Source organism: Alteromonas infernus, from assembly GCF_902705815.1.
Genome location: NZ_CACSIG010000020.1, coordinates 92,313 through 112,363, shown reverse-complemented (window position 1 = coordinate 112,363; position 20,051 = coordinate 92,313). Strand labels below are relative to the sequence as shown.

The following is a 20,051-nucleotide window of genomic DNA, read 5'->3' as shown; positions in this document are numbered from 1 at the left end:
GTGATAAGAAAGTATGAGGAGTAGTGGTAAGACGTTAAGCTTAATGTTACTTTTTTGTTTCAACGAGATTTTAGGCGTAATTAGCATTTATGAAAAACTGGATTTTTATCTTTGTCATCTGTTTTCTTGTGATTGGCTGTGCCGCTACTAATAAGCCACCGAAGTCAGCTGGGAAAGGCATGTTGTTAATGTCTACAGATACTAGCTATATTGTTGACGGTAAGCAGATTGATAAAACCAATGGTGAAGCTTTCCTTTCTGCGATAGATGCAACAGGTTTTAAAAAACTAATAGTGATTGAAAGAGATATAGAGCACCTTTTAACGCTGCGAGAACAATTAAAAGCTAAGGGATACTCACTTTACTACATAGACAGTGAACGGCGTGTTAAAGCAGTTTCTTTATAGAATTATAGAACATACCGGTGCTAAGCAGCAGTTATGAACACACTCCTTACTCCCGTTTTTCTTCACATCGTTTGGTGTGTCCTGCTTTATGCGTTATTAACCGTAACTCGCGCACCGGCCGTATGGGGAGTAGGGCAAAGCAAAAACGGCTCAAACCCTTTTCACACTATCAAGCCTAAAATCAGCGCGAACTTAAGCAACCAATTTGAATGGCCGATATTTTTTCACATTGCCTGCGTGTTGCTTGTCGCAACGGATGAAGCAATAGATGGTATGCAAATCTACTTGGCTTGGGTGTTTGTGATTGGCAGAGTGCTGCACAGTATTGTTCAAATATTTACAGATAACATCAGGTTGCGTGGTATGGTGTTTACCATCAATTTTATTGCAGTGTTGGCTATGTGGACCTTGATTTTTATTGGTGAAATTGGCTTATAGTCCCGCCGTTAGACGAACGAGAATACCGAGTAAAGGGCGTCGTTAGCGACAAAATTAAAAGACAGCCACTATTCAACAAAAGCAACAAAGAGCATTAAAGTTATGGAAGACGTTTTAGAACCTCTGGGCCGGTTTATACTTCGAATACTCAAGTGGATAGTCGTAGAGGCTATCATTGAATTTGTTTTAAAAGGTACAGGTCATGTGGTACTTAAGCTTTTAACCTTTGGCAATTATCCGCGAACGGGAAGAGATGGAGGGAGGACCATAGCTGTTGGTTTTGTTAGCTTAATAGTTGTTTTTGTTTGCCTTGTACTGATTGCTTAATATTAAAAAAGGATATCTATATGAACATGGAAAAGTGGGCCCAAATACGAGAGAAGGGCAAACAGCGTTTTGTTTTAGTTAACGGTGTTTTAGGGTGGGGCGTCACTACGGCAATCTTTTGGGCCGTGTTAATGGAGTTTATTGAGCCATCAGAAAATATTTGGGTACGCCCAATCATTGCTTTGATCATCTTTCCCATTGCAGGCATCGCTTTTGGCCACTTAATGTGGAACAAATCTGAGAAAACTTACGAAAAAGAAAAAGCTTTGTAAGTCTGACAATGAATATTTTGCTGTTTCCTCAAAGAGTAGCCGTTAGTGTTAAGTATTAAAAAATTAATCTTCGTTTCTTTCACATTCTTTGTAGCAGGTTGCGCTAATATCCCTATTTCGACGATGCTTGAGTTTCGTTCTTTTGATGAGGCCAAATTCGTCCAACTCGACCCTAATCATTTGCTTACCAAAATTCACTTAGACAAACCCGCGGAAATAAAACCTGACAAAACCTGGCTTACTTTGGGCGTCAGTTCAGCGCAAGATGAAAGAAGTTTTAAGTACAATCTTGAAGTTATATCTGAAAAAACACTACCAGCAGAGTCAGGTTGGTTAAGTGATATTCCCTCGCGAACCGAATATATACTTGGGCTTAGCCCCAAGGCGATAAAAGAATTCACTCAACTTCAAGAATTCATGAAATCTGCGTCACCCACAGGCTTTGATCTTCACGTAAGTACAGGGTTTAAAGAATCTGAGAGTGAATTGAACACGGTTACTATGTCTATCTTTTTAAAGCTATACGCAAACGAAGACTACTTTACTTTGTTCGACAGAGCGGCACTCGATATAGAAAAATAGATATCGAATAATAGAAATACACAATAGCCTCGATAAAAGCAGAGGAATAAGCTTGGTAAAGTGGCAAAAAACGCTATGTATTTTCTAAAGATGTTGCCAGAAAAGCCAAAGCCGCACCCCGAGCCAATTATCTACGAAACCATCAAATACCCTAAAAGCTCAAAAACCGGTTTTTTTAAGGCCTCAGTGGTGATAGGCGAGAAAGTGTCAACTGGGCAGGAGATAGGTACGGTCACCGACTATTTTGGTAATCTTGTTGAAACCCTCACATCGCCTGTTGATGGCACGGTTATGATGGTTAATCAAATGCCAGCCATTAAAGACGATCAGTCTGTCATGGCTATTGGTGTAGAAAAATCTGAATAACATGGTTTATGAAGTAAATACGCTGGATGATCTAATTCGCCTACACAATCAAATAAGTGTTAAAGTTAAATCATAAAAATGTGATTAGGGAATGACATGGACTTTCTTTTTAACGTATTGATTTGGGTAGGCGTGGTTATCTTCGCTATTTTTATTATTGGCTTTATGGCAGCAGCGAAGCTAAATAAGCGCCAAGATGAAAATAATGATTAAAGGCCTGCCAAGCTTGCTTTAAAAGCTGTAAGGCCAATTGCAGGAAAGTAATAAATATTTTCACCCCTTTTCTTTAGTTCCTCCGTTTAGTGAAAAAAGGGGGAACAATATGCAAACAACAATTCTACCACGCGCTAATTCACAAGGTCTGGTACAACCTAGCCTAGTACCTTTCGCAAAAGCGCCTTTTCACAAACGGGCTATAAACGCTGCCACTATTGCGCTTGCTGGTGGAGCGGTAACTGCCGGGCTATTCGTTTTAATGGCAGAGCTTATCAGGCAAGATAAGGTGAATATAAGCGAAGCGCCGCCTGTGTTTTTTGAGCCCATCATTTACCAGCCTGAAGATGAACGAACTATTACTAAAAAGCCCATTGCGCCAATTGAGCAAGTCATTAAAACGCCACCGCAAAAAGTAGTCGAGATTGACCCCGAGCCAAATGAAGGCCCAGGTAATTTCGACATAAACACACAAGTTCCCAATACTGCGTTAGATTTATCAATAAATCTAAATAGTGCTCAAGGTGATATGCAGGCTACGCCTCAATTTAGGGTTGATCCTACGTACCCGCCAGAGGCGAGCCGAGATGGTGTTGAAGGTTGGGTAAAGCTCGGGTTTACGGTAAGTGCTAGCGGCGCTGTATCTGATATAAAGGTATTAGATTCTGAGCCCAAGCGTGTGTTTGATAGAGCGGCACGCAGAGCGCTTAAAAGATGGAAGTACAAGCCTAAGCTGAACTACGGTAAACCTGTTAGTCAACCAGGTATGGTTGTAGTATTAGATTTCAAACTAGAACAATAAGGATAGCCTATGAGTATAGGCGCAAGCTTGCAAAGCCTGTTTCAAGGTAAGCGCGAAAAAGCGCTGGGAGTGAGTGAAAGGCTAATGCTGCAATACAGCGCAAAAAGTGATGAAGCATCGTTAGCCGCACTTTTTGACTTACACAGCATAAAACTATTTTATTTTCTTAAGGTGTTAAGTGATAGCACCATAGCTGAAGATATATGCCAGCGTACATGGATAAAAGTGATTGAACATCGCCATTTATTCAAAAGTGGCGACAATTTCCAAGCTTGGCTGTTCACCATCGGAAGGAGAGCGCTTATTGATGAATTCCGTAAGAACGCCAAGCTCGAATATAGCAATGAAGCTGTAGAGACATTTCCTCCTTCTGAGTTGGTTAAGTGCGTACAGTCATCAGTAGAAGATGATGTGGCTAATGGGTTAGAAAAAGATCTGTTTAAAGCCTGTTTAGAGCAATTGCCTTACAAACAGAAAGAGGCGCTCTCGCTACAGCTAGAAGGTTTTAATTTATCACAAATAGCGAGTATCTGCGGCGCTCAAAAAGAAACGGTTAAAACACGAATTCGATATGCCAAAGACAGTCTTAAAACTATGCTGGAGAAATTGTAATCATGTCTATCTCAGATAAAGAACTACAAGAAGCCTTCAGACGCAGCCAGCAGGTCCACAAGCAAAATGATTCATCAATCCAAAAGGCAAACGCACGGGTACGCGCCAACGTGCTTAAGCACAACAAGGCTAAAGCAAATGGAAGTGCCACAGAACGTATGTTCGCTTCGGTGGCTTCGCACCTTCGTACCTATTTCGCGTCATCAACCCTTCGATTTACAGCTGTGGCTTTTGCTATTGTTGCCATGCTGGGGGTGTACAACATTGGAATATTCCAAAGCCGCCACTCACAGGGTATGCAAACTGCTGCACACAGTGTAGATATAGTTCACTACCACGGCTTTGAAGGTGAAGATAAATTGTTGGCTAACAACGCCAATAACGACTATCAAGCGCGTTTCAATGCCTATACTCGCCAATATGTAGAGAGTAGTTTAGTGGCTAAAGCAGTCACCGAGCAGCCAGCTACATTGCAGTCGCAAAATGGGTATTGGCTATTGGTGAATTGTGAAAATCAGCAAGTTATCGTTTCTGAGAGCCTTATTGCATCGTTAGATATTAATGGCCGTATAGAAGGGGATATCAACGTGGGTACTCAGGTAGCGCTAGCATTCGATGGTCAGGGAAGGATACTGTCTATTAAGCAGTCTACCAAGCCGTTGATGTGCTGATATATAAATACGTTGTATTGACCTACAAGAGCGCAAAAACGAGGCTGGCAGATTTGGAAACTGTGTGAGCCTCGTTTGTTGCAAGGTATAGTTATTAAATTTATTTGTCTAAATCGTGCGCCCTAAAGGCATTTGGAAGTAACTCACCGATAGTGGTTTCAAACTTATCTCCACTTTGACTAACCATGGTTACCGGGGTTTCATCTGGCGCGAACTCAGCGATTTTTTGTCTGCAACCGCCGCAGGGAAAACAAAATTCATTGTTAGGGCTGGCAATAACGATGTGTGTTATACGCTTCTGGCCTTGTGTAACCATATTGCCAATGGCGGTGGCCTCGGCGCACTGGCCTAACGGAAAAGCCGCACTTTCTACATTACAGCCCGCGAAGGTTTCTCCACTAGGCGTTAACACTGCTGCACCCACTTTAAAGTTAGAGTAAGGAGAGTGAGAGTTTTTCTGTGCGTCAAAAGCAAGTTGTGATAGTTTTTCTATATTATTTTTCTTCATAGCTACCTGTGTTAACCGCCCATTACGCTTTACTTTTATCATCAAATGCGAGAAGGTTGGCGGCATTAGCGCCGCGACAAGCGTATACTTTATACTCAGGCGGTTTTTTCTTTTTTTTATAGAATGCTTTTTTACCATGTGCAGAAACGTTAGTCTCATCTTTTTTTCTTTATTCGCTGCTATTTTAACCGGTTGCGCGCAAACACCTCCTGTTTCTGAAAGACCTCAAATGGGAAATCTACTTTTAGCAGAGCCTGCACCCGTTAATCCACGTTCTGAAATGGCCATTGTTCGCTACAACCAAGTGCTTACCAGCCCTGCGCTTTCCGACGAAGATAAAGCAGAATTGCACTTCCAGCGTGGCATGCTTTACGACAGCGTTGGCCTACCGGGTCTCGCTCAGTTCGATTACACCCAGGCCATCAACTTTAAGCCAGACTTGGCCGAAGCCTATAATTCTATGGGTATACACTACATTCAACAAAGTGACTTTATTCAAGCGTACGACGCGTTCGACTCAACCCTTGAAATTAACCCAGAATATGATTTTGCGTTCTTAAATCGCGGGATTGCGTTGTACTACGGGGGCCGTGCTGAGCTTGCAACTAACGACTTAAACCGTTTTTTTTTGGAAAAAGATGATAGTGACCCGTTTCGTGCATTGTGGGCCTATTTCGCTCACCACGATGTGTCTGCGTTAGAAGGGCAGACTTACCTAGCTTCAATTCGACCAACGTTAGATAACGAGCATTGGGCCACGACATTAGTCGACTTGTTTCTAGGTACTGTTACCGAAAATGACGTACTGAATTCTCTGTTAGACGGCGTGAAAAGCCAAAAAGCACTCACAGATAGGCTTTGCGAAGCGTATTTTTATCTGGGTAAGTTTCATATGCAACAAGGCAACAGTGGCGTGGCATCTAACTACTTTAAACTTGCGCTAAGCACCAACGTGTTTGATTACGTTGAACACCGATACGCTCGAATGGAGCTAAACCGCTTGCGCGATAGAGCATCGAGCGCGCCGGTAAGCGAAGAGTAATCGACCAAGGTTATGCGAGGCTTATTTTTAGCAGTGTTCGCACTGCTTATTGTTGCGGGCGACAGTGGACGTTACATTCCTCAGTTAATAGCAAACGCCCTGAGCGTGATCCAGCCGATAAACGATAGCGAAGGGCTAACACCTGCCAGCTCATCCAATAACGAAGCCCCAAGTGTATCAACCCCTTTAGCCACTCAAACTGATGAAGCACTAGCGCTACTTTGGCTTGCGGCCAAACAAGGCAGCAAAGACGCTCAGGCTACATTACTCCAGCAGTTTGAAGCAGCATATAATGCCAAATTTTCCTCAACTCGCGGCATCGAGCAAGCTACCGCTACGTATTACTTAGAAAAGTTGGTAAATCTTGAAAATGCAGATGCTGCCTGGCTGCTTTACCAAATACTTGGCGAAGAGGGAGCATCGCAGCGCTTTATGCGTTTGGCGGCGCTAGGTGATGTGGCCGAAGCCCAGCTTGCTTTTGCAATGTCTACTGAGTCGCCAGAAAAGCGCGAGAAGTGGCTGGTTCGAGCGGCGTCGCAGCAATACTTACCTGCGCAAGCTGCATTGGCAGACTGGTACTTGCTACACGGCCAACAACATTTGGCCAAGCCACTTCTAGCGGCCACAGCGACATTAGATATGCAAAGCGCGTTTAAATATGCGCGATTGTTGTGGGATGAAGGTGAACATCAACAAGCGAAAGAACATTTTACGTTTGCTGCTAAACAAGGGCATGCGCAGGCTGAAAAGGCGTTAGAAGCTGTGCAACTTTACACGCCGTACACTTTAGGTCAGTTGGCAAGTCAGCCCACACCGCCAACGTGGTTAGATAACCCTGACTGTCTCCAGCGTATACAGCCATTTGCCACTAGCTTAGCTACCATTATGCGTGCTCACAGCCTTTATAGCTCGTTCAAAGCGGATACACGGCTTCAAGCGCTTTCAATATGTTTAGCTAAGCCTATCTGGCTTCAAGCCGATGCCCTTAACTGCCACCCGAATTACCAAAATACGGGGGTTTTAGGATGCAATATTACTCCTTTATCGAACATTGCTAAAAAGCATAAATTTAGTCACGCTGTTGTGGTTTCAGAGCAGGGGAAAGCCAACGTTCAAAATGGTGTAATGTATTTAGATATTAGCGATGCCTATTCTGTGTTTGTCCATGAGTTGGCACACTTTGCCGGTTTTGCTGATGAATATCCTATTGGGCGCAGCATGGCGAATAAGCTTTGTGACGAGGATGGCATTAGCGATTTTATGCCACCGAACCTGATCGTAGACTCTGAGTATTGGTACGCACCTCATAAAACGGTAGAGGGTTGGTTAGCAATAGACCCTAATACGATCATTGCGCGGGCCAAAACCTGCTCGGTACTGGGGAAAAACAGCTATAAACCCAGTCGCAGAATAACGTTTATGGAGCATCACGATAGCGGTGTCATACCGCCTCTCTATCTAGTGTTGTGGCAGCAGCAGTTAGAAAAAGAAAACGCACAGCGACCAATTTCTATGAACTTCTTCCAAGCATTTCATCGCAATGGCAATCAGAAAGAAGCGGCGCATTGGTTGGCGGAATATGAAACCTTTAACGGGCAGTAGCCGTAAATTTGTACCTAACAAAGCTCAAAATTACTCTGCACTTACCTAATACAGGTGAGTGCAGAGCATATCAGATACAACGCAGTCTACTTATTGAGCGTGTGTTTAAGTTCTCGAACCCACATAGACGTAGCACCGCAAATCGCAACCGGCATGATAATAAAGTTGACGACAGGAATAAGCGAAAAGACATTCACCATCATACCAAAAGTCAGTGCTTTACCTTTGTGTTCGCCTAGGTGCAATCGCGTGCGAGTGAAGTCGACCTTATGATTGTCGTAAGGGTAGTCGCAATACTGTATAGCCATCATCCACGCATTGAACAAAAACCACAGCACTTGCCCAATGATGGGTAAAAAGATGAAAAGCAGAAGGAAACCGATTGCCCGGGGGATGTACCAAATAAGCTTAGTGAGTTCTCTGCCTACGGTACGAGGGATGTCCTTTACAAGCGACATGACACCTTCATCACCTAAATCTTGACCGGTAAGATGGCGCTCAACTTTTTCAGAGAGTACGCCGTTAAACGGTGCGGCAATCCAGTTCGCGAGTGTGCCGAAAATAAGCGCGAATATTAACAAAACACTTATAACCGCCAAAGGCCACAAAAAGAAGCTAATGGCTGTTTTAATCCAACCGAGCCACTCTGGGACAAGGTCGATGACATAGGCAATGCCCATTTCAATTTGACCAAACAGAAAATAAAAGGCCACTGAAAATAGCACTAGATTTATAGTAAGGGGCACAAATACGAAACGCTTTAGCCCTTTCGTTTTGATAAGCGAAAAGCCTTCAAAGAAATAATGTACACCACCTGAACTCATTAGGACTCCTTTTGCGTTTTAAGTATTTACATGCTCTATCATACGCTTACTGGGTTGCGTATGCCTAACTTGCCGAAATGGTAATTGTTACAAGCTGTTAGATTTGGTAGAGTCGATGAATAATAACAAAAGAATCTTACGTGTGATTGTATCATTTCTAACCCATCAGCTTTTTCGGCCGGTTTTTGTGCGATATCGCCTGCCAGCTCTGTCTCTCAGAGGGTTGATGCGTGCGGCTTAAAAAGATAAAGCTAGCTGGGTTTAAGTCCTTCGTAGAGCCAACCACTATCCCGTTTCCAGGTGAAATGACGGCGATTGTAGGTCCCAACGGCTGCGGTAAGTCCAATGTTATAGACGCGGTACGTTGGGTGCTTGGTGAAAGCTCTGCCAAGAACCTTCGTGGTGATGCCATGACAGACGTCAGTTTTTAATGGTTCTTCTTCGCGTAAACCGGTTGGCCAGTGTAGTGTTGAATTAGTTTTCGACAATAGTGCGGGGCGCATTGCGGGCGAATTCGCCAATTATAACGAGTTGTCGGTTAAGCGCCTCGTGACTCGAGATGCTACCTCTACCTACTTTTTAAATGGCACTAAGTGTCGAAGACGGGATGTAACTGACTTATTTTTAGGTACAGGACTTGGGCCGCGCTCGTACGCCATTATAGAGCAAGGTATGATCTCGCGGCTCATTGAGTCTAAGCCTCAAGAGCTTCGAGTGTTTATTGAAGAGGCTGCGGGCATATCGAAGTACAAAGAGCGCCGGCGAGAAACCGAAAACCGTATTAGACACACCCAGGATAATCTTGAGCGCTTGAATGATGTGCGCGACGAGTTAGGTAAGCAGTTGGAAAAGCTACAACGCCAAGCTGCCGCCGCAACACGTTATAAAACGCTTCGTGCACAGGCAAGAGAATTAAAAGGTCAGCTTGCTGCTATTCGCTTTTTAAAGAACAGTGAACACATAGAGACCTTGCAAAAACAACAGCAAGCTTTGCAGGTCGAGGTTGATGATTTAACAGCTCGGCTTCAGGGCGATGAAGCAGGGCTAGTGTCATACAAGAATAAGCAAGGCGAAACCAAGCAGGCAATTGACGACTTGCAACAGCAGTTGTTTTCAACAAGCAATGCGATAACTCGGCTAGAACAAAATGCACTTCACGCTAAACAGCGCAAAGCCCAAGTTGAGCAAGAGTTATCTCGTATAAATGAACAGCATGAATTGCTAAATCACTCTATCGCCGAGGCGCAAGAAGCCTTAGCCGTGTCAAACGACGCGCTTGATACTATCGAGCCTGAAATAGCGTTAAAAGAAGCCGAACTTGAACAAGCAAAAGAGCGCTTCGAGGATGCCGAGCAAGCGCTTAGAGAGTTTAATATAAAAGCTCGAGAGCAAGAGCAAACCTACAATCAGCTTCGCCAAAACGTGCAGCAATGCCACAGTCAGATTCAGTCAACGATGAGCATGCAGCTTCGCACCTCTCAGCGCATTAGTGAATTAAACGATGAACTAACCCAATTAGATGATGAGGACTACGCGTCTCAGATAGCGCTTGTTGTTGGGCAAAGCGAAGAAATTAGTGCTCAGATTGACGAAGATAGCGACAAAATTATCAGTATTAGCGAATTGGAAAACGAACAAGAAAGCCTTGTTCAAGCACAGCAATCAAAACTTCGCACAGTACAAGGTGAACTGCAAACCGCCCAATCAACCAAGTCTGCCTTAGAAGCACTTCAACAAGATGCCATGAGCAGCGAAGATATTGTTTTAGAAGGTGTTGAAAAATTATGGCAGCAATTTAGTTCAGGGGCTGCACTGGCACCGTGCGTTGAGTCTATTTTACAGCACGTAAAAGACCCCGTTGTCGCTAAATCCCACGGTATTTATGACTTGCTATCGCAAATAGAAAGCGTACCAAGTGGTGTGAAAGTGTTTACTGGTGAAGCGTTTGTAACTAACGCCAAGCCCGGCACGCTAGCAGACGCACTGTTGCGTGAAGAAGGTGCGCCCACACCAAATCGTCGCGTTCCTGCTATTTTCAACGATATTTACCTTTGCGACGATGACGATGAACTTATACAGCTTATTGGTAATTGTGCGTTACATAAAGAGGGAAATCAGGCAGGGAAGGCTCATAATGGGACCGGTGAACTGCGAGGTAAGGAGAGCCAGGGTTGGCATAATTCGCGCGTTAATGGTTGCGCCAGCGTCATCTCGCCAACTGGCTTGTGGGCAAGCAGTCAATGGGTGGTAAAACCGGGTAAAGCAAATGACGGTGCACTGCAGCGCGCCAACAAAATTCAGGCATTGAGCGAATCAATATTGTTTAGCGAAAGCGTGCTGGATGAAGTAAACATGTCTCTAAACACTGCCCAGCATGCGTTAACCGCTACAAAAGCGCAAAAACAGGCGTTACAAAGCGCCTTGAGCGAAAAAGAAAATCAGCTTACACAATTTAAAAATAAGCTATCTCTACTTGAAATGCAGCAAGCGCAGCAGTCCACACGCGCGGAAAAGCTCAATCAAGAACTGAGTAAGCAAAAGCAAATGCTAGCGAAAGAAGAAGAACAACTCTCCCAGCTATCTGAAAAATTAGAGCTTCAAGAAGCGCAGATTTTAGAGCATGAAGTTCATAGTGATGAGGTCAACAGTAAGCGAGAGTCTAACGAGCGAAATACCACCGAGTTAAGAGCCCGAGTTGATAACTTAACATCACAAAATCATGAGCTTGCATTAAAGAAGCAACAGCTAGAGAACCATCAGAATTTATACAGCCAACAGGTGTCTCGGAACCTTCAACAGCGTGACGAATACATTAAAAACAAAGACAGGCTAACAAAGGAACTTGCTCAGCTAACGTCGCCTCAAGAAATACAGGAAGCCGAGCTTCAAACACTATTAGAAACTAAAGCAGAGTTAGAGCAATTAAAAGCCTCTAAGCAACGGGCTTTGGAAGATATCGAGCAATGGCTGCGAGAAGCAGAGAAGGGCCACCAGTCCCTTGGCAAGGATATTCAAGCCCGGCAGACCAATATTGATAAATTAGCTATAGATATTGAGGGCTACCGCGTTCGGGCAAATACCATACTCGAGCAGCTTGATGAAACCAAACAGTCTTTAAAAACGATTTTGGAAACTTTGCCAGACGAGGCGAATGAAACGGGATGGCAAGATGAACTTGAGAAAACCCAAGCAAGTTTGCAGCGTCTAGGAGCGGTTAACCTTGCGGCCGTTGAAGAATACGAAACCCAGTCTCAGCGCAAACAGCATTTAGATACACAGCATCAGGACTTAACGGACGCGCTAGAGACACTGCAAAGTGCCATAAGAAAAATTGATAAAGAAACGCGCACGCGATTCTCAAATACCTTCGAGCAAGTTAACGAAGATTTAAAAATGCTATTCCCTAAAGTCTTTGGGGGCGGTTCAGCGTACCTTGCACTTACCGACGATGATTTGTTAGAAACAGGGGTGACGATTATGGCTCGTCCTCCTGGCAAGAAAAATAGTACGATTCACCTCTTAAGCGGTGGAGAAAAAGCATTAACCGCTTTATCATTGGTGTTTGCTATTTTCAGATTGAATCCAGCACCATTTTGTTTGCTGGATGAAGTAGATGCACCATTGGATGATGCAAATGTAGGGCGCTTTTGTAATTTAGTGTCAGAAATGTCACAAACAGTGCAGTTTATTTATATCACCCACAATAAAATAGCGATGGAAATGGCCAGTCACCTTACCGGTGTTACCATGGCGGAACCTGGGGTTTCACGTATGGTAGCGGTAGATGTAGACGAGGCAGTAGCCTTCGCAGAAGCATAACAAAGGGCGAAAGAAATTAAATGGAAGATCAATTACGTCTATTTTTACTCCTTGGGGGCACGGTTTTCATTATTGCCGTGTTAGCACATGGTATTTGGAAAATTCGTAAGAACAGCAAGCCTTCAGAAAAAGCGCGTGTTGAGCCACGCCAGTGGAGCGACATGGACGATGACGTTGAAAATGAATTGAATAACGAACAAGAAGGCTTCGACGAGTTAGGGGTAGGCGCTGTAAGAGTGGTTAGTCATGCTAAAAGCGCTTCCGACGAGCCGGCTACGCCTCGTGACAAGCGCGCTATAGAAGAGACTGATAATGTGTTTGATACTAAGGAAGACGATATTGCTGCTGCTCACCATATAAACGCTAATAGTCAAGACAGTGAAGTAGACACCTCGGGCTTATCTAAAGCTAGTAGTAGTGATACCAATGAAGAGCTCGATGCGCCAGAAGCGCAACCAGAAGAGCCAAAGCTTTACGGTTCAGTGGTTACCAACCCGAAACCGCATATGTCAGGGCAAGCTCGCGCCCATGAGACGCCTGCACAGAGCGGGTCTAAAAAGGCTGGAGATAATGACTTCCCTGAACCACCGGGTTTTCTGCTTCGTGAAGGAGAGAGTGATGACGCTGCGGGTGAAGGGCATTCCGAGAATACACAGTCAGCGCACATACATGAAAGTAGTAGAACTGATTCGGCGCACTCTGGGGAAAGCGTGCATTCGGATAATGAACAAGCCGTTTCATCTGAAGCGCAAAACACTACTCGAGTAACGGCTGCCGATGAGCCGCCGCGTACAGAAACAAAACGCGCGGCGCAAAAATTCTACGTAGATCCCACGCAAGAAGAGGAAGAACACCAACCCCACGCTGAATCGAGTAGTCAGCGCGACGTTGCCGACTTTAGTTTAGACGCGCCGCAAGAGTCTTTTGCCTCAAACAACAAGCAAGAAGAAAGCAGACAGCCTAAGCGTTTTTCTCGTTCAAAGCGAAACAAACCAGGTATTAAAAAGCGAGAAGAGCCAAATTTTGGTGATGATCAAATGCGCATTGATTTTGACACCAGTGAGGCAAGTGCATCTGATTATGAACGTGAAAGCTTTAGCGCAGATCATGATGCAAGCCGTTCGCAAAATACTGAGCGATCAAGTGCTAAAGGCGAGGCGAATACACCTCAACCTGAACAGGAAGTGTTAGTGTTGAACGTAAGAACGCCAGAAGGTGAACCAATTTTAGGTGCCGCGCTACTGCCTATGTTGCTTACTCTTGGCTTCAAGTTTGGCGATCAGGATATATTCCATCGACACGTCAACTCTAACGGCAAAGGCCCGGTATTATTCAGCCTTGCTAACATGTTTAAGCCCGGTGTTTTTGATATCGACAACCTTGAGAATTTTGAAACACAAGGTATCTCACTGTTTATGATATTGCCCATAGAGGGTGACCCGCATCAAGTGTTTAACATGATGCACAATGCAGCGCGAAAACTGGCTGATGAATTCGGCGCTCAGGTTTTAGATGGGCGTAGAAGCGTATTAACCAAACAGGGCCTGCAGCAATATGTTGAGAAAATTCGCGAATTTGAACGCAAACGCATGATTGCGCGTAGCTAGCCACCATTAAGCAGCTAAACGCGTTTAGCCTTCTTTGGCTTTAATAGTTGGCAGCGTTGTTATAAAGGACTTGGCTTATACCCAAGTCCTTTTCTGTTAATAAGCGAAGTTTGGACATGCTTATCAATGGGCATTTTGGCTGAGTACTTTAAAGCCACGTTCAGTATACAGTAACCATTGGTTTGTTGACCTTTGCTATACATTGTTAAACTTTTAATTATTTAAATGGCGTGACCACAATTCCATGTCTGACACTTTAGAACAAGCTCGAAAAAAAGTTGCCGAACTGCGCAACACCTTAAACGAATATAACTACCAGTATTATGTATTGGACGATCCCTCAATACCCGACGCGGTATACGATAGGGATATGCAATCACTTATTGCGCTTGAAAAACAGTATCCTTCTTTACAAAGCCCTAATTCCCCAAGTCAAAAAGTAGGGGGGGAGGCATTATCGGCATTTGAGCAAGTCACCCACGACGTGCCTATGCTTTCGCTTGATAATGCTTTCGATGAGGAATCCCTTCTTGCTTTTGAAAAGCGTCTCAAAGATAGATTAAAAGACACATCAAGTTTGCATTTCAGCTGCGAGCCTAAGTTAGATGGCCTTGCCGTAAGTATCCTTTATGAGAACGGTGAACTTGTTCGTGCAGCCACACGAGGTGACGGTCAAGTCGGTGAGAATATTACGGCGAATGTACGCACTATTTCTAACGTGCCGTTAACGTTGCGAGGAGAAGCTCACCCCGATCGCGTAGAAGTTCGCGGTGAAGTATTTATGCCTCGCGAGGGCTTTGCCAAGTTAAACGAACATCAGAAAAACGTCGGTGGTAAGGTGTTTGCCAATCCACGGAATGCCGCAGCGGGAAGTTTACGTCAGCTTGATTCAAAAATAACCGCTAAACGCCCGTTGATGTTTTATGCATACTCGCTAGGCGTAGTACAACCTGATAACTTTACGCTACCTAGCACCCATAGCGAACGTCTCTCACAATTAGGTAAATGGGGGCTGCCCTTGTGCCCCGATATTGATACAGCTGAAGATGGGCGAGGCTGTCTCGATTACTATCATCATATATTAGAAAAGCGTGACAGCTTACCTTACGACATAGACGGCGTTGTCTTTAAAGTTAACCGTATTGATTTACAGGCTGCGCTAGGGTTTGTAGCACGTGCCCCAAGGTGGGCAATTGCACAAAAGTTTCCTGCCCAAGAAGAAGTGACCAAACTGCTTGATGTAGAGTTTCAGGTTGGCCGTACCGGTGCAATTACCCCTGTCGCAAGGCTTGAGCCCGTTTTTGTAGGCGGTGTAACCGTGTCAAATGCGACCTTGCACAACCAAGATGAGATTACTCGTTTAGGCGTTAAGGTGGGTGACACTGTGGTTATCCGTCGTGCGGGTGATGTTATTCCGCAGGTGGTATCTGTGGTTGACACAAAACGTACAGGCAGCGAAACCGACATAGCTTTTCCCAGTCAGTGCCCTGTGTGCGGCTCACAAGTAGAAAAGCTTGAAGATGAGGCAGTTGCTCGTTGTACGGGTGGGTTAATCTGTGCAGCGCAGCGCAAACAGGCGCTTAAACATTTTGCTTCTCGAAAGGCATTTGATATTGACGGTTTAGGGGATAAATTGGTCGATCAGCTAGTTGATGCCGATTTAGTACATAGCCCTGCTGACTTCTTTACTCTATCACTTGGTGATGTGGTTGGTTTAGAACGCATGGCTGAAAAATCAGCGAGTAAGTTGTTATCCTCTTTAGAGGCATCTAAACAAACTACCTTAGCGAAGTTTCTATACGCACTTGGTATTCGAGAAGTAGGGGAAGCGACAGCAGCTAATTTAGCGACGCACTTTGAAACCCTCGATGCAATTCGCCACGCGTCGATAGAGGCGCTGGTTGAAGTACAGGATGTGGGCGAGATAGTAGCAACACATATATTTAACTTCTTTAATGAGTCACACAATACTGATGTGATTGATGCGTTGTTAAAAGAAGGCATTAACTGGCCTGCGATTGAAAAACCTGACGCGGATAACTTACCGCTTGAGGGTAAAACCTGTGTGATCACCGGAACGCTTAGCGAAATGGGCCGCTCGGATGCTAAAGCGCGCTTACAACTCTTAGGGGCTAAAGTGGCGGGTTCGGTAAGTAAAAATACCGATTTTCTGGTTGCTGGAGAAAAGGCAGGCTCTAAATTGACGAAGGCCCAAGAGTTAGACGTTGAGGTGTGGGATGAAGCCAAACTTATTGCTTTTCTCGCAGAAAATGAGAAATGACGTGTCTTAGCTAGCACCAAGAACTAAAAAGCACCATGAATCAAAAAACGCCACTTCAAAAGTGGCGTTTTTATTTTTACGAATGACATTAAAGAAAAAGCACTCGGTTACATTTAAAAAAGTGCATTCCGCACGCTTGTAACATATCGCCTTTAGGCTTGTTGGTTACGCAACTGACGACGTCTCTCCCACGCTTTTTTGACTTGAAAGCGCCATACCCAATTTAGCGAAAAGTAACCCGCTAAGCCGAAGACCACCGAGCAAATACCACAGCCGACAAGGAACGCTGGGCCTATGGTGTTTATGCTTTCAACCACCCATTGCCAACTAAATTGAAACTCAAAATGCTCAGGTTTGGTCCCAAGTACAGTAGTGCCGACCTTGTACGCCCCATAGAATATAGGAGGAATGGTGAAAGGGTTTGTTACCCAAACGGTGGCCACTGATAAAGGTAAATTAGCCCGAAAGGGAATGGCTAAACCGGCAGATAACCACATTTGAAACGGCACAGGCCAAAAAGCGAAAAATAAGCCAATACCAAAAGCACCAGATGCTGAACGACGGTTTAAATGCCACAAATTTGGTTCGTGCAGAACGCTACCGAATATCTTTAAAGCTTTGTTTTGCTTAATACTTTGGTGGTCTGGCAAAAAACGTCGAATAAATTTCTTAGGCATAAATATCAATGCATCTCGAAAATAAAATCAAAAATGACAAAACGTGGGTTATTGCAACGTGCTTTGTGCACATGTCACGTTCACTAATTGTCAATTGCTACGTGATAACATGGTCAATCGTATCACAATTTGGTTAAGCTGTTTTTGCGCTGGCGCAATAAGTGCGGTTTTTTGGTACCGACTTCCCAGCGCAAACACCATGGCAGTGATGATTGCCATAAACGTTGTAGCAAGCACCATCCCTATGCTTTATCGACGTAAAAGTCGTGCGTGCCAACACACCGCTTTCGAAGAACTGCTGTGTTGGATTATAAGTGGTCTGCTTACAGGTGTACTTTGGGTGGCGAGTGTAGGGCATTTTTACTACGCTTGGCAACTGCCCGAAGGGAAAATTCAACAAGATGTCACAATTTCAGGCCAAGTTGTGTCAGGAGGCTGTGTTTCTTCGAACACAGACGCGGTTCAAGCTCACTATCAATACTTTGTTACCATTGAATTACTTAACAATGAGCGCACCGCTGCGTTTTTAAATAGGGTTCCGTTTTCAGCGTTTTTTAGTCAATACACGAGTTTTAACGCGCGGCTCTCGCATACCGTATATTCAGGCGCGCAAAACCAAAAACCAAGCTACATCTACCCACAGGGAAGAGCGTCGATAAATCTGCGTTCGAACGACCAAGGTAACCTGCAGCACGATATAAAAACGGTTGCCGGTGAAAAGGGCAGAAATAACATTAAGGCGCTAAAAAAACCGGCTACCTGTTTGCACAATGGTGACAGGTTTACTGCGGTAGTTAAGCTTAAGCCCGCTTACGGCACGGCTAACCCGGTTGGGTTTAATAGGCAGCAACAATTCGCGAGTAAATTCATCCATGTTACCGGGTACATCAAATCATTAGATAATAAAAAAACACAGCATAGTCATGATGAGCGATTTGGTTTAGGGAAAACCCTCGTGGGTTTAGGCCTTGATTATCAAAGGTGGTGGCTTGCCTTATTACTTGGCAATAAAACCGAATTAACTGATACCGACTGGGAGCAATTACAACGCACAGGTACTGGGCACTTGTTTAGCATTTCTGGCATGCACTTATCGATTATTGCTGGTGTTTGTCTGCTGATCATTAACCCCATAGTGCTTACCCTAGCAATGGTCGCTAGCGCGTTAGGGAACATTCGCGCAATCTTTAAATTGCGTGTTTTAAGCCTGTTTAGCCCGCCACAAAGGGCAGCCTTGCTAAACAATACAGGCAATGATAGCACGCGTATTGGGGGGCAAGTACTCATCGCACCGGTAAGGTTAATAGTATTATCCTGCACTGTCTTAGCGTGTTTGTTGTATGCAGGGTTAAGCGGTAACGCGCTTCCTGTGGTGCGGGCTTTCATATTACTAGCCTTAGGCTGCTTGTTATCTGTTTGCCAATTGGCATGGCGGCCGTTGAACATTGGTGTCGCTATGCTTGCCCTTAGTCTGTTGATATTTCCTTTATCCATGTTAAGCGCTAGCTTTTACCTTAGCGTTGGGGCAGTGGGGTGTATATGGTTTCTTATCACCGTTTTTGGGTTACAGCGTAATGCTTGGTATGTTGTTTTGATAAAACTTCAGCTGGCGCTTACCTTCATTATGATGCCGTTAACGCTCATTTGGTTCGGTAGCGCTAGCTTCATCGCCCTTGTCGCCAACTTAATTGCCCTTCCTTTTGTGACACTTATACTTCCCATAGGCCTCCTCTCGTTATTGGCGATTCACTTTTATGACAACACTGTTGTGGCGTTCTTAGGATCGCTCATACTTAAACAAAGTGACTATTTGTTTGGCTATTTACTCGAATTTTTAGCCTATTTAAGCGAGTATGAACTCAGCCTTGTATATGCGCCTATAGAAAGTGGCACAGCGCTATGTTTTTTAACGGCTATTGTCGTGACTTTCTTGCCAACGTGGCGCTATAAAAACGTGTGCGCTGTGTTACTGTCGTTGCCTCTAATTGTAGAAGTCTGTTGGTGGGTATCGCCAAATGATAGTGCCTGGACGTTGCATGTACTCGACGCAGGGCAAGCGACCGCGCTAATGGTGACTAATGGCAATAGAGCTATAATTATTGATTCAGGTGCGAAATACAACGGTAAGGCCGTTACCGCCACACACGCTATGCTGCCTTTGCTAGATAAGCTTCACATAAGTCATATTGACCATATTATTCATACACACAGTGATAACGACCACGCAGGAGGCGCAGATACTTTTAATACTCATCCTAACGCGCAACACGCTAAATGGTACTCACCTACGCGTGGCTGCGAGCGCGGCAAAACCTTTAACTGGCAGGGTTTGCACGTCGCCTTTCTTTGGCCGCTTAAAGGAAATAAGCAAAATACGAACGCCACTTCTTGCGTAGTGAGAATAGCTAACATTGCAGGAAGTGTGCTTATACCAGGGGATATTGAGAAAGAGAGCGAATATGCGTTGATAACGCGTGAACTAGAGAGTCAAACTAACGCATTGCACGCAGATGTGCTGGTTGCGCCGCACCACGGAAGTAAAACGTCTTCTACGAACGTTTTTATTGAACAGGTATCGCCTTCGGCTGTTATTTTTACGCAGGGGTATGAAAACCGCTGGCAGTTTCCGGCTCCAGTGGTGTTCGCACGTTACCAAGAAAACGGCGTAGCAACTTATCTAAGCAGTTTTCATGGATATATCAGCGCTACCTTTGAAGATAAAGGGGTTACAGTTAACACCCAGCGCGGTAATTACAAACGCCGTTGGTATTTAAAGGGCAGACCGCCTCGTCATTTACCCTCGTTCCGCTAGCGTGTTCTAACGCAAACGTACGTTGAGCCGTAATTTTTGCAATGCCGCTCATCCTTAATTGAAACACTGACCAAATAACAACATTGTGTTGGTTTTATCGTTAGCCTTTAAATAGCAAATGAGTGACCACACATTAATCACTTAGCTGGCAGATTAATCAATTTTGCCGCTATATTAGTGAATTAGAGA

The 20,051-nt window shown here is 44.5% G+C and carries 17 protein-coding genes and 1 pseudogene; 15 read left to right on the top strand and 3 right to left on the bottom strand.

All coding sequences use genetic code 11. From position 1 onward, the window contains the following. The first annotated feature begins 89 nt into the window (after positions 1-89). The 9 genes from ACX5J7_RS06080 to ACX5J7_RS06040 all read left to right on the top strand — a co-directional run bounded on the left by ACX5J7_RS06080 (position 90) and on the right by ACX5J7_RS06040 (position 4,690). Complete coding sequence (locus ACX5J7_RS06080; RefSeq protein WP_474116151.1) at positions 90-407, top strand: hypothetical protein; 318 nt, start codon at positions 90-92, stop codon at positions 405-407. Positions 408-440: 33 nt separating this feature from the next. Beyond that, complete coding sequence (locus ACX5J7_RS06075; protein WP_474116150.1) at positions 441-845, top strand: MAPEG family protein; 405 nt, start codon at positions 441-443, stop codon at positions 843-845. A gap of 102 nt (positions 846-947) precedes the next feature. Further along, complete coding sequence (locus tag ACX5J7_RS06070) at positions 948-1,172, top strand: hypothetical protein (protein WP_498706454.1); 225 nt, start codon at positions 948-950, stop codon at positions 1,170-1,172. A 20-nt stretch (positions 1,173-1,192) separates the two neighbouring features. Then, positions 1,193-1,444, top strand: coding sequence for a hypothetical protein (locus tag ACX5J7_RS06065; protein WP_012518328.1), 252 nt, complete (start codon positions 1,193-1,195; stop codon positions 1,442-1,444). Positions 1,445-1,489: 45 nt separating this feature from the next. After that, positions 1,490-2,026 (top strand): hypothetical protein, encoded by a 537-nt coding sequence (locus tag ACX5J7_RS06060; protein WP_474116148.1) that lies wholly within the window; start codon positions 1,490-1,492, stop codon positions 2,024-2,026. A 60-nt stretch (positions 2,027-2,086) separates the two neighbouring features. Continuing rightward, positions 2,087-2,392 (top strand): hypothetical protein, encoded by a 306-nt coding sequence (locus tag ACX5J7_RS06055; RefSeq protein WP_474116147.1) that lies wholly within the window; start codon positions 2,087-2,089, stop codon positions 2,390-2,392. Between the two features lie 322 nt (positions 2,393-2,714). Continuing rightward, the gene (locus ACX5J7_RS06050; RefSeq protein ID WP_498706452.1) at positions 2,715-3,407 is read left to right on the top strand and encodes a TonB family protein; all 693 of its coding nucleotides are present in this window, start codon (positions 2,715-2,717) and stop codon (positions 3,405-3,407) included. Between the two features lie 9 nt (positions 3,408-3,416). Continuing rightward, a complete protein-coding gene (locus ACX5J7_RS06045; RefSeq protein WP_498706451.1) occupies positions 3,417-4,019 on the top strand; it encodes an RNA polymerase sigma factor in 603 nt (200 codons plus the stop codon). Between the two features lie 2 nt (positions 4,020-4,021). After that, positions 4,022-4,690: a hypothetical protein gene (locus tag ACX5J7_RS06040; protein WP_141153933.1), complete on the top strand. Its 669-nt coding sequence runs from the start codon at positions 4,022-4,024 to the stop codon at positions 4,688-4,690. A gap of 100 nt (positions 4,691-4,790) precedes the next feature. On the opposite strand, the gene cdd is transcribed toward ACX5J7_RS06040, so the two are convergent. Beyond that, positions 4,791-5,240 (bottom strand): cytidine deaminase, encoded by a 450-nt coding sequence (cdd, locus tag ACX5J7_RS06035; RefSeq protein WP_341456325.1) that lies wholly within the window; start codon positions 5,238-5,240, stop codon positions 4,791-4,793. 94 nt (positions 5,241-5,334) lie between these two features. Between cdd and nlpI the strand changes: the two genes are divergently transcribed. Together nlpI and ACX5J7_RS06025 are read left to right on the top strand one after the other, a co-directional pair. Next, positions 5,335-6,240, top strand: a complete 906-nt coding sequence (gene nlpI / locus ACX5J7_RS06030; RefSeq protein WP_498706449.1) for a lipoprotein NlpI — start codon at positions 5,335-5,337, stop codon at positions 6,238-6,240. 12 nt (positions 6,241-6,252) lie between these two features. After that, a complete protein-coding gene (locus ACX5J7_RS06025; RefSeq protein WP_024016288.1) occupies positions 6,253-7,842 on the top strand; it encodes an SEL1-like repeat protein in 1,590 nt (529 codons plus the stop codon). 86 nt (positions 7,843-7,928) lie between these two features. On the opposite strand, the gene cysZ is transcribed toward ACX5J7_RS06025, so the two are convergent. After that, on the bottom strand, positions 7,929-8,666 hold the full coding sequence (gene cysZ / locus ACX5J7_RS06020; protein ID WP_498706448.1) for a sulfate transporter CysZ: 738 nt from the start codon (positions 8,664-8,666) through the stop codon (positions 7,929-7,931). Between the two features lie 230 nt (positions 8,667-8,896). Between cysZ and ACX5J7_RS06015 the strand changes: the two are divergent. From ACX5J7_RS06015 to ligA, 3 genes and pseudogenes are all read left to right on the top strand, one after another. Continuing rightward, a pseudogene (locus ACX5J7_RS06015) lies at positions 8,897-12,485 on the top strand (chromosome segregation protein SMC). Between the two features lie 20 nt (positions 12,486-12,505). Then, positions 12,506-14,092: a cell division protein ZipA gene (zipA, locus tag ACX5J7_RS06010; RefSeq protein WP_498706446.1), complete on the top strand. Its 1,587-nt coding sequence runs from the start codon at positions 12,506-12,508 to the stop codon at positions 14,090-14,092. Between the two features lie 244 nt (positions 14,093-14,336). Continuing rightward, entirely contained in the window at positions 14,337-16,373 is a 2,037-nt protein-coding gene (ligA, locus tag ACX5J7_RS06005; RefSeq protein ID WP_498706445.1) for an NAD-dependent DNA ligase LigA, read from the top strand. Between the two features lie 152 nt (positions 16,374-16,525). On the opposite strand, the gene ACX5J7_RS06000 is transcribed toward ligA, so the two are convergent. After that, complete coding sequence (locus ACX5J7_RS06000) at positions 16,526-17,050, bottom strand: DUF2062 domain-containing protein (protein ID WP_012518341.1); 525 nt, start codon at positions 17,048-17,050, stop codon at positions 16,526-16,528. Positions 17,051-17,159: 109 nt separating this feature from the next. Between ACX5J7_RS06000 and ACX5J7_RS05995 the strand changes: the two genes are divergently transcribed. Then, entirely contained in the window at positions 17,160-19,862 is a 2,703-nt protein-coding gene (locus ACX5J7_RS05995) for a DNA internalization-related competence protein ComEC/Rec2 (RefSeq protein WP_498706444.1), read from the top strand. The last annotated feature ends 189 nt before the right edge of the window (positions 19,863-20,051 follow it).